Genomic DNA, 13,115 nt, shown 5'->3' on the forward strand with positions numbered 1-13,115 from the left:
CCCGCCGGGCCGGAGGGCCCCGCCGCCCCGCGTCACCACGCGCCCTACGTCGGCGCCAGCACCCGCGCACCGGTCAGCGCCGGCATCGCCGCGGCCAGCGCCTCGCGCCAGTCCCGGATCACCTCGATGCCCGCAGCCTCCCAGCGGCCGCGCTCCAGCACGCTGTACGCGGGCCGCCGCGCACCCGGCAGGGGGCCGGCGAGGGGCCGGACCCGTCCCGGATCCGCGCCCAGCAGCCGGAACACCTCGCGCGCCAGCTCCAGCCGGGTGCAGTCGCCGCCGCTGGTGGCGTGGTAGATGCCGGGCGCCACGCCGAGCCGGGCCGCCCGGCCCAGCGACACCAGCCGGTCGGCGACGTCCACGCTCCAGGTGGGCTGACCCCGCTGGTCCTCGACGACGTCGACGAACTCCCGCTCCCGCTCCAGCCTGATCATCGCAGCGACGAAGTTGTCGCCGCCCTCCCCGTAGAGCCAGGCCGTCCGCACGACGAACCCGGTCCACGGCAGCAGCCGCAGCACCGCCCGCTCACCCTCCAGCTTGCTGCGCCCGTACGCGGTCCGCGGCGCGGGCGGCGCGTCCTCCGGGTACGGCGCGCGCGCCTCGCCGGAGAACACGTAGTCCGTGGACACGTGCAGCAGCAGCGCCCCGAACTCCCCGCACGCGCTCGCCAGGTGCAGCGGCGCCGCGCCGTTGACGTGCCGCGCCTGCGACTCGTGCGTCTCCGCGGCGTCGACGTCCGTGTACGCCGCCGCGTTGACCACCACCACCGGCCGGTGCGCGGCGATCGCCGCGCGCACCGCCCGCCGGTCGCGCACGTCGAGCTCCGCGCGCCCCAGGCACACGGCCGGCTGCCCGGCCGCCTCCAGCGCCGCCCGCAGGTCCCGGCCGAGCAGCCCGTCCGCGCCCGTGACCAGCCACTGGCTCACAGGGCGGCCTTCTGCTTCAGCGGCTCCCACCAGGCGCGGTTCTCCCGGTACCACGCGAAGGTCTCGGCGAGACCCTGCTCGAAGTCCTTGCGGGGCCGGTAGCCCAGCTCGGTGGAGATCTTCGTGCAGTCCACGGAGTAGCGCAGGTCGTGCCCGAGCCGGTCGGCGACGTGCTCGACCCGGTCCCAGCCCGCGCCCGCCAGGTCCAGGAGCAGGGTGGTCAGCTCCTTGTTGCTCAGCTCGGTGCCGCCGCCGATGTTGTACACCTCGCCCGCGCGGCCGCCCGTGCGCACCAGCTCCAGGCCCTGGACGTGGTCGTCGATGTGCAGCCAGTCGCGGACGTTGAGCCCCTCGCCGTAGAGCGGCACGCGCAGCCCGTCGAGCAGGTTCGTCACGAACAGCGGGATGACCTTCTCCGGGAAGTGGTGGTGCCCGTAGTTGTTCGAGCAGCGCGTCACCCGCACGTCCAGGCCGTGCGTCCGGTGGTACGACAGCGCCACCAGGTCCGAGGAGGCCTTGGAGGCGGCGTACGGCGAATTCGGCCTCAGCGGATCGGTCTCCGGCCAGGACCCCTCGGCCACCGACCCGTACACCTCGTCGGTGGACACGTGGAGGAAGGGCACGGGCCCGCCGGGGCGGCGCAGCGCCGCGTCCAGCAGGGTCTGCGTCCCGAGCACGTTGGTCGTGATGAACTCGGCCGCGCCCAGGATGGAGCGGTCCACGTGCGACTCGGCGGCGAAGTGCACGACCTGGTCGTGCCCGGCCACCAGCTCGGCGACGAGCGCGACGTCGCAGATGTCCCCCTGGACGAACCGGAACCCGGGGTGCGCGCGCACCGGATCGAGGTTCGCGGGATTGCCCGCGTAGGTGAGCTTGTCGAGCACGGTGATCGCCACGTCCCCCGGGCCGGCGGGCCCGAGCAGCGTACGGACGTAGTGCGAACCGATGAACCCCGCCCCGCCGGTGACGAGGATGCGTGTGGCGTCTGTGGTCATGAGGAAATCTGCACCTTGCTGTGGTCGCCGAGGATGAGACGGTGGGCCGCGGGGACCCGGGGGGCGGGGGTCACCTCCACGTTGCGGCCGATGATCGAGGCTTCCACGCGGCTCGCGCCGCGCACCGAGGAGCCGTCCAGGATGATGGAGAACTCGATCTCGCTGTCGGTGATGGTGCAGTCGCGGGAGATCGACGTGAACGGCCCGATGTACGAGCCGGTGATCACGCTGCCCGCGCCGATCACGGCGGGGCCGACGATGCGCGAGTCCGTGACCTGGGCGCCTTCGTCGATCTGCACCCGGCCGATGATCTCACTCCCGGCGTCGACCAGGCCCTCGATGCGCGGTTCGGCGCGCTCCAGGACGGACCGGTTGACCTCCAGCATGTCGTTGACGTTCCCGGTGTCCTTCCAGTAACCGGAGATCGTCGTGGACCGGACGTCGAGGTCGGCGTCGATCAGCCACTGGAGGGCGTGGGTGATCTCCAGCTCGCCGCGCCAGGAGGGCTTGATGGCGCGCACGGCCTCGTGGACGGCGGGGGTGAAGAGGTAGACGCCGACGAGCGCGAGGTCGCTCTTGGGGACCTCCGGCTTCTCCTCCAGGCCCACCACGCGGCCGTCGGGGCCCAGCTCGGCCACGCCGAAGGACTTGGGGTCCGAGACCTGGGTGAGCAGGATCTGCGCGGTCGGGCGCTCCGCGCGGAAGGAGTCCACGAGGTCGGAGATGCCGCCGACGATGAAGTTGTCGCCGAGGTACATGACGAAGTCCTCGTCGGCGAGGAACTCCCGGGCGATCACGACGGCGTGGGCGAGGCCCAGCGGCGCGGTCTGCGGGATGTAGGTGACCTCGATGCCGAACTTGGAGCCGTCGCCGACGGCTTCGCGGATCTCGTCGGCGGTGTCCCCGACGACGATCCCGACCTCGGTGATGCCTGCGTCCGCGATCGCTTCCAGGCCGTAGAAGAGCACCGGCTTGTTCGCCACGGGCACGAGCTGCTTGGCGGATGTGTGGGTGAGGGGGCGCAGGCGGGTTCCGGCCCCGCCGGAGAGTACGAGAGCCTTCATGGCACCAGAGGCTAGAAGCGGCCACTTGAGCCGGGGTGGGGGTTCGGTGGGGGGTGCGGTGAGGGGTTCGGTGGGGGGTCCGGTCGGGGGTCACCCTGAACCGGTTCTCCAGGGCGGCTCCACCGCGAGTGCGGATGGTCGGGGTGCAGCGACCGGTTCCTGCGTGACGCGAGCCGTACAGAGAGGCAGACACACCCATGTCGGAGAACCACCGGGACCTCGTCCAGCGCTTCGTGGACATGATCAACAGCCACGACGTGAGCACGATGGCGGAGCACACCGCCGCCGACCACATCGACCACAACCCGATCGTCGCGGACGGCATCGAGGCGAACACGGCGTTCTTCCAGTCGATCTTCGACGCCTTCCCGGACGTCAAGGTGGTCGCCCACGACCTGATCGTCGACGGCGACCGCATCGCGGGCCGCTTCGAGTACTCGGGCACCCACCAGGGCCCCTTCTTCGGCATACCGGCCACCGGCCGCACGCTGAACTTCCAGTCGATCGACATCTGGCGCGTCGAGAACGGCCTGCTGGCGGAGCACTGGGACCAGCTGGACGTGGCGGGCATGTTCCACCAGCTGGGCGCGGACTTCTACGCGCTCCAGGGGGAGTAGCGGAGCAGCTCCGCAGAGGACCCGCTCGGCCGAGGACCCGCTCCTCGGCAGCCGCAGAGCCCGGCCGGCACCCGCCGACCGGGCCACCGGCCTGTCCATGGCCTGATCTACCCAGGGCCTTCCGGAGTGTCGAAATCGCCTGCCGACCGCATCGTCGACCGCAACGCGTCTGTTTCAGGGCACCGGGCGCTCCGCAAGCTCTGCTTGACCGTCGGGTACGGGGGCGGTCTCAGAGCCGTTCCCTCAGGCGTCGGGGATGCCGGAGGCGGCGCGGTCGGCGGCGACAAGGTCGGTGAGCGCTTTGGCCAGGACGGCCGACAGTTCGCGCAGCATGGAGTCCGAAGGCGCCTGATCGTTCTCGAACGCGTGCTGGACGGTCCACGCGAGCAGGTCCGCACGGCGTTCCGCATGGTCCGTCCCGTCGGCTCCCTCGACGGTCTCGGCCGCCGCGGTGCGCAGGAAGCCCTCGAAGGTCGCTTGGTACGCGTAGCCGAGCTCGGCGGTGCCCATGTCGTCGCGGAGCAGGCCGTGTTCTGAGAGGAGTTCGAAGTAGCCGCGGGCCAGCGCATCGTGCCGGTCGTCGCGGGCGGTGTCACGGGACTCGGTCAGCTTGCCGAGCAGCGTGGGGTCGGACAGGAGGAACCCGCGCAGCAGCGGCCGGTTCATGACGGCCAGGAAATAGGTGTGCGCGAAGCGGTGCAGCAGGCACACCCGCGGGTCCTGCCGCAGTGCCTGTCGCAACTCCTCCATCGCGTACAGGACTTCGCGGTCGAAAGTGGCGCTGAACAGCTGGTCGCGGGTCTTCCAGTGCAGGTAGACGGTGCCCTTGCCGATGCCCGCGCCGACAGCGACGTCGTCGATGGTCACCTTGCGGTAGCCGTGCCGCAGTAGCAGTTCCGCCGTGGCGTCGAGAATCCGCGTCGCGCGCTCGACGCGCTGGTCGGCCCTGGGCGGCTGGTCGTCGGTCTTCCCTGTCCGCGCAATCATGCTCACACCTTATGACTAGATGTCGATTCTGGTCAAAATCTTCCTGACCATTTGACTGGATATGAAATTTGGTCATACATTCATGGCGTACCGAGGAGCCCTACTCGCCAGGAGTGCAGGATGACCATCAACATCCGCCCGACCGTACTGATCTCCGGCGCCGGTGTCGGCGGCTCAACGCTCGCGTACTGGCTTGCCCGGCACGGCTTGCGCCCGACCGTCGTGGAGCGGTCCGCAGGGCTGCGCTCCAGCGGCAACCCCATCGACGTGCGCGGTCCTGCCATCGAAGTCGCCGAGCGGATGGGCATCATGCCAACCGTTCGCGAGGCCGCGACCGACGTGACGGCGCTCAGCTTCGTCAACTCCTCCGGCCGCCAGACCGGCCGCGTCAATATGCGCTCCCTGCAACGGGCATCGGGCAGCCGCGACGTCGAGGTCACCCGCAGCGACCTGGCCGCGATCCTGTATGAAGCGAGCAAGGACTCCGCCGAGTTCATGTTCGGCGACACCATGACCGCACTGCACCAGGACGTGGGCGGTGTCGACGTCACCTTCGAGAACGCCGCACCGCGCCGGTTCGACCTGGTCATCGGTGCGGACGGGCTGCACTCGACGACGCGCCGGCTGGCGTTCGGGCCCGAGTCGCGATTCGTCCGGCACATGGGCCTGTACGTCGCCACGATGCACCTCGACGGCCCCGCCGAGAACACGCGAGAGGTCGTCATCCACAACACCCCCGGACGCATGGCATCCGTGCACCCGGTCCGCGGCCGAGGCCTGGCCGCGTTCATCTTCCGCAGTCCGGCCGTCGACGCCTTCGACCACCGCGACCTCACGCAGCACAAGCGGGTCCTGACGGACGCCTACGCCGGCAGCGGCTGGCGCGTGCCCGAACTGCTCGACCAGGTGCGCACGGCCGACGACGTGTGGCTCGACTCCGTCAGCCAGGTACGTCTCGACCGGTGGGCCGACGGCCGCATCGCGCTCCTCGGCGACGCCGCATCCTCGGTCTCACTGTTCGGCGACGGCTCCACCCTCGCGATAGCCGGGGCGCACACCCTCGCTGAGGAACTCGCCGCCACCCCGAGCGACCCGCAGGCGGCGTACGCCCGATACGAAGCCAGGCACCGCACCCTCGTCGACCCGAGGCAGAACAACGTCACCATCGCCGCGGCCCTGATGGTTCCCGCCACCCGCCGTGGCATCGCCGTCCGAAATGCCGCCTCCCGCCTCTGGCCCGCCGCGGCCGCCGCCAGCCGGCTCCGCAAGAGCCTCACCCCGCGCTTCTCCACGGTCGGTCGCCGAAAGCCTTAGCGGTTCCGGTCAGGCAGCTGTCGATCACCTACGGGCGGTACTGGATCACCTTGTCGGTGAACCTCTCCGGTCACAGCACTGGCTTCGCTGGCAGCTCGGTGATCAGTGCCACAAGGGCGAGTTGGGGTTGCAGTGGGGAGAGCAGTCGCCGGATGCCGCGCTCAAGATCATCCCTAAGATGATGATGGCCAGGATGATCCACGCGACATGGACGAAGTCATTGCCGGGTGGGCTTTTCGGAGCGCTGCTCTGCGGGACCTCGTTGTGGCTCTCGGGCTCGCCACCGGTTCCGTCGTGTCCCTCTGCCGCCATCGTGCCATCCCCCGTCGCGGTGTGTCCTCTCATGGCACGCCGCCAGATCTCGTCCGTCAAGGCCTGCGGTGGGCTTCAGCAGTTCGCGTTCGGGCGCCATCGGGGCTCATGGGGAACGGAGCGTGAACGCCCGGGCCCCGGGCTGGTTCCGGTGGTGGAGCCGAGCCCGGACGCGGGCCCGGCTCCACCGGGAAAGTGACGGCCGTTGCCGTCAGGTGCGGCCCGAAGCGGCCGCGAAAGACGATCGCGGCCGCCGGCTGGGTGAGAACTGATGCCTCAGCGGTCGTGGTGGCGGTCGTGGTGATCGCGATCGTGGTCCCGGTCGTGGTCCCTGTTGTGGTCGCGATCGTGCTTGTGGTGGTGGCGGTCGTAGCCGTGGCAATAGTCCCAGGTCCAGTACCAGTACCAGTCGTAGCAGTAACCGTGACCGCTGTGGCTGGGCGCCGCCGATGGTGCCGGGGCGGCGGATGCGGTGGAGGGCAGGAGCGCGCCCCCTGCGGCCAGGGCGGCCGAGGCCGTGAGGACGGCGATGCGCTGTAGACGGGATGTGCGGGTCATGGTGATTCACCTCCGGTGAGACAGACCTGTTCGGTCCGTGTGGTCCCATGACTCGATTAGGCCCGTACGCGCGCGCCTCGTCATGCCCCTGACTTTCGGGGCTTGACAGACGGGGGCGGCCGGGGCTCAGTCGGCCAGGAGGTGGTCGGCCTTGCCCGCCTTGATGTCCCGGATCAGCTGGCGCAGGGCGTCCGTCGAGTCGGTGAGGTACGAGGCCTCCGCGCCGGCGACGGCGATGTAGCTGTTGCCATCGCCGTCCACCCCGATCCGGTAGCAGGAGTTCCCCTCGCCACAGAACGGCTCTTCCCAGGTCACGGCAGGCATGGCGTCCTCTCTCACAGCTGGTTTGCGATGGTCCGGATGAAATCCCGCGAGTCGTCGGGGGACAGGGCCAGTTCTTCCATGAGGTCGAAGTGGGCCCGGTATTTCTGAAGTTGTGCGTCGGCGTAGAGGAAGTCGGGTCCGTGGGAGTTGTCGACCTGCACGGTGTCCAGCTGCGCGGTGAGGCCCTCCGCATAGAGCACGGTCTGACCGGCCCCCGGGAATCCACCACGATGGCTGGCTCAGTCGGCCAGGAGGTGGTCGGCCTTGCCCGCCTTGATGTCCCGGATCAGCTCGCGCAGGGCGTCCGTACTGTCGGTGAGGTACGAGGCCTCCGCGCCGGCGACGGCGATGTAGCTGTTGCCGTCGCCGTCCACCCCGATCCGGTAGCAGCTTGCCCCTTCGCCGCAGAAAGCTTCTTCCCAGACGATGTCGGCCATCGGTTCCCTCTCAGATTTGACGCGCCAGTCGGTGGATGAACTCGCGGGACGCTTCCGGCGTCAGGCTGAGACGTTCCATCCAGTCCAGTTGGGCACGGTACTTGGACAACTGGGCCTCCGTGTGCAGGAAGTCGGGGCCGTGCGTGCTGTCGACCTGCACGGTGTCCAGCCGTAGGACGGGACCCTCCAGGTAGTTCACCGTCTGCCCGGCGCCGGGGAAGCCGCCCCCTTCGAAGGTCAGGACGCGCAGGACGACGTTCTCCCGCTCGGCCGCGTCGGCAAGGTGCTCCAGCTGTGCGCGCGCCACCTTGCGGCCGTTGAAGTGCATCGCCGCAGCATGCCTCGGGCCTTGGCGACGAGCCACGCTCCCCGTCCGCGTCAGCCATTCGTGCGCGCCGAACTCGCCGTAGTCACCTTCGACCCAGGGAGTCCCGCGATGTCCACCCACCCCTCCACCCCCTGTCCTCCGGTGCCGACCGTCCGCCTCGGGGACGGGCCGCCCGCGCTCGACACGCTCAGCTTCAGTTTCACCGTGCCCCGGGAGCCGCTCGGGGCGCAGGTCGCGCGGTCCGCCGTACGGTCCATCCTGCACGCGTACGGGCTCGACCCGCTGGTGCCCGCCGTCGTACAAGTGGCCGGGGAACTGGTCGCGGCCGCCTGGCAGTTGGACCCGGGGCGCAGCCTGTACCTGTCCGTCCGCCATCGCGACGACGCGCTCCGCCTGACCGCCTACGACGGCCACGCGCCCCACGCCCACCCCCGGATCGCCGCCCACTGCGAGGCCCGGCGGCGGGCGGCGCTGCGGCTCATGGCCGCGGTGGTGCGGTCGTGCGGCGGTGCCTGGGGCTTCGGTGAGTCCCGCGAACCGGGCGGCGGGAACCGGACCTGGGCGCACCTGCCCCGGCGCGGGGCGGCCGACTACCTCCGCGCCTGACCCGGAAGGATCCTGTCGCCCGGGCCAAGGGGCTCCGCCAGATCGGCTGTACGGGCCCGTGGCCCACAGGGCAGGCTCCTGCACGTGAACCCCTTGGAAGCCCCTGGCTCCCGGCTCCCCACGTCGGCACGCCGGACGGCGATGAGGGCGGTGGGGGTCGTCTTGCTCCTGCTGTTCGTTCTTGCGCTGGCGTTGGTCGGCATCTTCCTCTGGTGGCTGGAGGTGAGTCTCCCTGAGGGCCAGGCCAGGCGTATGGAACAGCAGCTCGCGACCGACACGCGATTGACCGGTCAAGCTCTCCAGCACCGTGCGCAGGACGGAACCCTGACGGATGACGAGCTGAAGGACGTCTCGCCGGGTCCATGGACCATTCGGCGTGATGAACGGGAAATCCGCGTTGCCATGTCGTTCCTGGGCCCGAGGGCGGAGTACCGGTGCTGGTCCTTCACCCTCAAGACGCCCCTGGGGCCCGGTACGTCCGTGACCGCGCAGCCGGACGAGGCCGCGTGCGACGTGCGCGTACCGTCGGCGTCGACCTCGCCGGCACCACGGTGACCCGGTTCTCTCCGGTTCAGGTGGCGGTCAGCAGGGCTGCCGCGGACTCCTCCGCCAGGTCCTCCGCGTGCGGGGGGAGGGGGTGGCCGGCGCGCAGGTGGCGGCGGACCAGGGACAGGGGCAGGTCGATCAGGGCCAGGATGACGCGGTCGTGGTCCCGGGGGCCTGCCGCGCCCAGGACGTCGGCGAGGAGGTGGAGGGAGTCGTACACGCGGGCGTTGCCCCGGTCCGCGCGCTGCCTGTGCTCCTCGGACCAGTCGGCGCGGCCGAACTGGTCGGCGCCGTAGAGCAGGAGCGAGGCCTCCCGCGGGTGGGCGCGGCTCCAGGCGACGACGTGCCGGGCGGCCGCGCGGGCGGCTCCGTGGGGGTCGGGGGCGCTGCCGAGGGCGAGGAAGTAGCCCTCCTGGAAGCGTTCCACGGTGCGCAGCCAGACCTCGGCGAGCAGCGCCGTACGGCCGGGGAGGCGGTGGTACATGGATCCGCTCGGCGCGCCGATCGCCTGGGCGACGGCGGACATGGTCACGCCCGCCGGTCCGGCGGAGGCGGCCAGTTGGACCGCGGCGTCGAGGATCTGGTCGGTGTCGAAGCGGGGTGGTCGCGCCATGAATCAGAGAGTACCCTCCACATTATTAGAGACTGCTCTCTAATAATGTGGAGGGGAGGACGCCATGGGCGTCTACAACGTGCACGAGCGGCTGCTGGCCGCCAAGGCGAGCGAGGTGGGCGCGCTCGTTGACAGCCTGTCCGGCGGTGCGGCGGACCGGCTGTGGGCGCACCGGAAGTGGCCCGCGCTGGAATTCGACCGCCCCCTGGCGGTCGGCGCGACCGGTGGCCACGGGCCGGTCCGCTACGCGGTCACCGCGTACGTGCCCGGGACCTGGGTCCGCTTCACCTTCAGCGCGCCGCGCGGATTCCACGGCTTCCACGAGTTCGCGGTGCTGCCCGTGGACGAGGAGCGCACCGTGCTGCGGCACACCCTCGCGATGAAGACCGGTGGACTGGCGCGCCTGGCCTGGCCCCTGGCCTTCCGCTCGATGCACGACGCCTGCCTGGAGGACGCCCTGGACCGCGCCGAGCTCGCCTGCACGGGCACGGTGGCCCGTCCGGCCCGCTGGAGCCCGTACGTCCGCCTGCTCCGGGGGCTCGAACGTCGGGTCGGTGGTCCGTCGGCGTCGTGACGACGCGGGCGGCAGACTGCCTCCGCGCCTGAGCGGGGGCGTGCGCTACGCCCCGTACGCGACCCCGCAATGGGGCAGGCTGGGGCGCATGGAAGACATGAGCACCGCGGCGGAGCGACCCCGCGGCGGGAGCGTGCCGCAGTCGGGCGCGACCGCGGAAGAGCTGCGCGCGGCCCTGGTGCGGATCGCCCCCGGCGCGGTAGCGACGTTCGACGCCGAACGCGCCACCGCCGTCGCCCTCACCAGTGCCCGCGCCCGGGAGCAGGACAGCTCCGCGCCCGTGCGCCGCTTCCTGCGCCAGTGGGCCCTGTACGTCGCGATCGAACGCCACCCAGGGACGGCTGCCCGGCTGCGCCTGCTCGAAGACCGCGCGGCTCACGTCACCGAACCGGACGAGGCCCGGGCGATCGCCTCCGAGATCGGCCGGATCCTCGACACGGCCGCCGCCGAGGCCGGTGTCGCCCTTGGCGGAGCCCGGTGAGGGTCCCGCCCTGCACCGACTTCTAGTCCGCTGGGTCAGTGGTCCGCCGCCGTCGTGGCGATCGTTTCCATCAGGCGGGCGTGGGTGAGGATCGCCTCCGCGTGCGGGGTGAAGTCCTCGGCGTCCAGGACCGCGGTCGCGAAGGTGCCCGCGATGTTCGTGAAGTGGTGGTCGGGGGACAGGGGGATCTCCCGCGTGCCGTCCGCGCGGTCCACGCGCAGGACCGGGGTGAAGTCGTCCGGGGTGCTGAAGGCGCGTTCCAGGCGCAGGCGGCCCTCGCTGCCCCAGAGGCCGTAGCCGCTGAGGTAGGCGTGCTCGACGCCGTACGCGAGGTGGGCGGCCGCGCCGGAGGGGGAGGTCAGCAGGGCGCTCCCGGCGGGCTGGGGACCGTACGCGCTGTCCGGGCGGACCTGCGCGCCCGCCACCCGCAGGTCCGGCCCCAGGAACAGCTGGGCCGCGCGCACCGGGTACGCCGCCACCTCCGGCAGGGTGCTCGCGCGCAGCCCGCCCGGGCGCAGCGGGATGCCGAACTCCGAGGTGAAGAGCTGGACTTCGCCGATCAGGCCGTCCGCCACCAGCTGCCGCACCCGCGCGTGCTGCGAGTGGTGCAGGAACATGAAGCTCTCCATGAGGAGCAGGCCGCTGCCGCGGGCCGCCGCGACCGCCTTCTCGGCGTCCGGCAGCGAGGTCGCGAACGGCTTCTCGCACAGCACGTGCTTGCCCGCCGCGAGCGCCCGCAGCGTCCACTCGACGTGCATCTCGGGCGGCAGCGGGATGTACACCGCGTCCACGTCCGGGCGCTCCAGCACCTTCTCGTAGCCCGCGAGGGGGACGCCGCCGAAGCGGTCGGTGAAGTGCCGTGCCTTCTCGATCGTGCGGCTGGCGATCGCGGTGACCTCGACGAGCGGCTGGCGCAGCATCGAGGGCAGCATGCGGCGTTCGGCGATGTCGGCGCAGCCCAGCACGCCGACGCGCAGAGCCTTCCGCCCGCTCACAGCGCGTACGCTCCGCCCAGCGCCCAGGCCGCCCGCAGGCTGGTCAGGAGCGTCCGGGCCTCGATGTTCAGGTAGTTGCTGTGTTTGAGGAGCCCGGCGAGCTGCCCGGCCGTCACCCACAGGAAGTCCTCCGGTACGTCGACGGGGAACTCGTCCCCGACCTCCACCAGCGCGTACCGGTTGCCCGCGTGGTGGAAGCGGCCGCCCTCCTCGGACTGCACCGTGTCGTACAGCAGCCGCGACTTCGGCGCGGAGAGCACCATGTCGAGGTAGCGCGGCTGCCGCTCCCGGGGCAGGGTCAGCGCGCGGCCCGGCTGGCACTGCACGGTCGGGCCCAGCTCGGCGACGTCCAGGACGCCGGCCTCGGAGCGGGCCTGCGCCAGCAGGTGCGGTACGCCCCCGATCCGGCGGACCACGAAGGCGGCGAGGCCCTGCTCGGCGGGGGCGAGCAGCGGCTGGGTCCAGCGCTGGACCTCGCGGTTGGCGGCGGAGACGGAGGCGGCGATGACGCTGAAGTGGTGGCCGCTGTCGTGTGCGATCGCGTAGTCGGTGCGGTGCCAGCCCTGGACGCCGTGCAGCGGCAGGGTGCTCTGCACCAGTTCGCGGGTCGCCTTGATCTCGGTGAGCCGGGACAGGACGTGTTCCGTCGTGTGCAGCGAGGGGCCCTCGTCGGCGAAGGTCGGGATCAGGGACAGGACGGTGCGGGCGTCCATGTTGATCACGTTGTTCTCGTAGAGCAGCTGGTGAATCTGGCCGAGGGTCAGCCAGACGAAGTCCTCGTGCTCGGGCACGTCGCCCAGCGCCTCCACCACCATGTTCCGGTTCCGCTTGCGCAGGAACCAGGAGCCCTGCTCCGACTGGAGGGAGTCGAAGAGCACCCGCGAGCCGACCCGGGGCGGTTTGAAGTAGTCGATGTAGTGGACGGACGCGCCCTTGTGCACACCGGTGTAGTTGCTGCGGGTCGCCTGCACGGTGGGGGACAGCTGCACCGTGTCGAGGTTGCCGGGCTCCATCTTGGCCTGCATCAGGCAGTGCAGGACCCCGTTGAACTCCTTGACGACGATGCCGAGGATGCCGACTTCCGGCTGGTTGATGATCGGCTGGGACCAGGACGCGCCGTGGCCGCCCCAGTCGGTGCGCACGTGCAGGCCCTCGACGGAGAAGAAGCGGCCGCTGTCGTGCACGAGGTTGCCGGTGGAGTCCTCGAAGTGCCAGCCGACGAGCTCGGCGAAGGGGATGCGCCGCACGTCGTAGCGGTTGGTGCGCCGCTGCTCGGCGAACCAGTCGCGGAAGACCGGGTTGGGGGTCACCGAGCTGTCGAGGGCCTGGGCCGACAGGGTGAACCGCCGCCCCAGGCTCGTGACGACGCCCGGGGGCATTGCCTGGGTGATGGTCATCGGTGGACTCCTTCGCCTTGTCCCGCGCGCCCAGGGGCAGC

At 71.1% G+C, this 13,115-nt stretch carries 17 protein-coding genes and 1 pseudogene; 6 read left to right on the top strand and 12 right to left on the bottom strand.

Annotated features, from left to right (window positions below):
* Positions 1 to 44: 44 nt before the first annotated feature.
* Genes rfbD through AC0693_RS33490 form a run of 3 tightly spaced genes read right to left on the bottom strand, consistent with a single transcriptional unit; the run spans position 45 to position 2,985 of the window.
* Positions 45 to 926: a dTDP-4-dehydrorhamnose reductase gene (rfbD, locus tag AC0693_RS33480; RefSeq protein ID WP_478803851.1), complete on the bottom strand. Its 882-nt coding sequence runs from the start codon at positions 924 to 926 to the stop codon at positions 45 to 47.
* Positions 923 to 1,921 (bottom strand): dTDP-glucose 4,6-dehydratase, encoded by a 999-nt coding sequence (gene rfbB, locus AC0693_RS33485; protein ID WP_478742182.1) that lies wholly within the window; start codon positions 1,919 to 1,921, stop codon positions 923 to 925. The genes rfbD and rfbB overlap by 4 nt, the downstream gene beginning before the upstream one ends.
* Positions 1,918 to 2,985 (bottom strand): glucose-1-phosphate thymidylyltransferase, encoded by a 1,068-nt coding sequence (locus AC0693_RS33490; protein ID WP_478803852.1) that lies wholly within the window; start codon positions 2,983 to 2,985, stop codon positions 1,918 to 1,920. The genes rfbB and AC0693_RS33490 overlap by 4 nt, the downstream gene beginning before the upstream one ends.
* 197 nt (positions 2,986 to 3,182) lie before the next feature.
* Here AC0693_RS33490 and AC0693_RS33495 point away from each other — a divergent pair, with 197 nt between their 5' ends.
* Positions 3,183 to 3,602, top strand: a complete 420-nt coding sequence (locus AC0693_RS33495; protein ID WP_356407450.1) for an ester cyclase — start codon at positions 3,183 to 3,185, stop codon at positions 3,600 to 3,602.
* A 243-nt stretch (positions 3,603 to 3,845) separates the two neighbouring features.
* On the opposite strand, the gene AC0693_RS33500 is transcribed toward AC0693_RS33495, so the two are convergent.
* Positions 3,846 to 4,589: a TetR/AcrR family transcriptional regulator gene (locus tag AC0693_RS33500; RefSeq protein WP_478803853.1), complete on the bottom strand. Its 744-nt coding sequence runs from the start codon at positions 4,587 to 4,589 to the stop codon at positions 3,846 to 3,848.
* Positions 4,590 to 4,709: 120 nt separating this feature from the next.
* On the opposite strand from AC0693_RS33500, the gene AC0693_RS33505 reads away from it, so the two are divergent.
* Positions 4,710 to 5,903, top strand: coding sequence for an FAD-dependent monooxygenase (locus tag AC0693_RS33505; protein ID WP_478803854.1), 1,194 nt, complete (start codon positions 4,710 to 4,712; stop codon positions 5,901 to 5,903).
* Positions 5,904 to 6,491: 588 nt separating this feature from the next.
* Here AC0693_RS33505 and AC0693_RS33510 read toward each other — a convergent pair.
* The 5 genes and pseudogenes from AC0693_RS33510 to AC0693_RS33530 form a co-directional block, all read right to left on the bottom strand.
* A complete protein-coding gene (locus AC0693_RS33510) occupies positions 6,492 to 6,773 on the bottom strand; it encodes a hypothetical protein (protein ID WP_478803855.1) in 282 nt (93 codons plus the stop codon).
* Positions 6,774 to 6,899: 126 nt separating this feature from the next.
* Positions 6,900 to 7,097: a hypothetical protein gene (locus AC0693_RS33515; protein WP_478803856.1), complete on the bottom strand. Its 198-nt coding sequence runs from the start codon at positions 7,095 to 7,097 to the stop codon at positions 6,900 to 6,902.
* Positions 7,098 to 7,108: 11 nt separating this feature from the next.
* Positions 7,109 to 7,324, bottom strand: a pseudogene (locus AC0693_RS33520) (Scr1 family TA system antitoxin-like transcriptional regulator); the annotation flags it as partial.
* Positions 7,325 to 7,336: 12 nt separating this feature from the next.
* Positions 7,337 to 7,534, bottom strand: a complete 198-nt coding sequence (locus AC0693_RS33525) for a hypothetical protein (protein WP_478803857.1) — start codon at positions 7,532 to 7,534, stop codon at positions 7,337 to 7,339.
* Between the two features lie 10 nt (positions 7,535 to 7,544).
* The gene (locus AC0693_RS33530; RefSeq protein ID WP_478803858.1) at positions 7,545 to 7,862 is read right to left on the bottom strand and encodes a Scr1 family TA system antitoxin-like transcriptional regulator; all 318 of its coding nucleotides are present in this window, start codon (positions 7,860 to 7,862) and stop codon (positions 7,545 to 7,547) included.
* A gap of 108 nt (positions 7,863 to 7,970) precedes the next feature.
* On the opposite strand from AC0693_RS33530, the gene AC0693_RS33535 reads away from it, so the two are divergent.
* Both AC0693_RS33535 and AC0693_RS33540 read left to right on the top strand, forming a co-directional pair.
* Positions 7,971 to 8,468 (top strand): ATP-binding protein, encoded by a 498-nt coding sequence (locus tag AC0693_RS33535; RefSeq protein WP_478803859.1) that lies wholly within the window; start codon positions 7,971 to 7,973, stop codon positions 8,466 to 8,468.
* A 162-nt stretch (positions 8,469 to 8,630) separates the two neighbouring features.
* Positions 8,631 to 9,023: a hypothetical protein gene (locus tag AC0693_RS33540; RefSeq protein ID WP_478803860.1), complete on the top strand. Its 393-nt coding sequence runs from the start codon at positions 8,631 to 8,633 to the stop codon at positions 9,021 to 9,023.
* A 16-nt stretch (positions 9,024 to 9,039) separates the two neighbouring features.
* On the opposite strand, the gene AC0693_RS33545 is transcribed toward AC0693_RS33540, so the two are convergent.
* Positions 9,040 to 9,627 carry a TetR family transcriptional regulator gene (locus tag AC0693_RS33545; protein ID WP_469337085.1) on the bottom strand — a complete coding sequence of 196 codons (588 nt, stop codon included), beginning with the start codon at positions 9,625 to 9,627 and terminating at the stop codon, positions 9,040 to 9,042.
* Between the two features lie 64 nt (positions 9,628 to 9,691).
* On the opposite strand from AC0693_RS33545, the gene AC0693_RS33550 reads away from it, so the two are divergent.
* The gene (locus tag AC0693_RS33550; protein WP_478803861.1) at positions 9,692 to 10,201 is read left to right on the top strand and encodes an SRPBCC family protein; all 510 of its coding nucleotides are present in this window, start codon (positions 9,692 to 9,694) and stop codon (positions 10,199 to 10,201) included.
* 88 nt (positions 10,202 to 10,289) lie between these two features.
* Positions 10,290 to 10,682, top strand: coding sequence for a hypothetical protein (locus tag AC0693_RS33555; protein ID WP_478803862.1), 393 nt, complete (start codon positions 10,290 to 10,292; stop codon positions 10,680 to 10,682).
* 35 nt (positions 10,683 to 10,717) lie between these two features.
* On the opposite strand, the gene AC0693_RS33560 is transcribed toward AC0693_RS33555, so the two are convergent.
* Both AC0693_RS33560 and AC0693_RS33565 read right to left on the bottom strand, forming a co-directional pair.
* A complete protein-coding gene (locus AC0693_RS33560; protein ID WP_478803863.1) occupies positions 10,718 to 11,677 on the bottom strand; it encodes a Gfo/Idh/MocA family protein in 960 nt (319 codons plus the stop codon).
* Complete coding sequence (locus AC0693_RS33565) at positions 11,674 to 13,074, bottom strand: NDP-hexose 2,3-dehydratase family protein (RefSeq protein ID WP_356407473.1); 1,401 nt, start codon at positions 13,072 to 13,074, stop codon at positions 11,674 to 11,676. The genes AC0693_RS33560 and AC0693_RS33565 overlap by 4 nt, the downstream gene beginning before the upstream one ends.
* Positions 13,075 to 13,115 lie beyond the last annotated feature (41 nt).

The sequence above is a fragment of the Streptomyces sp. NPDC043876 genome (assembly GCF_056435825.1).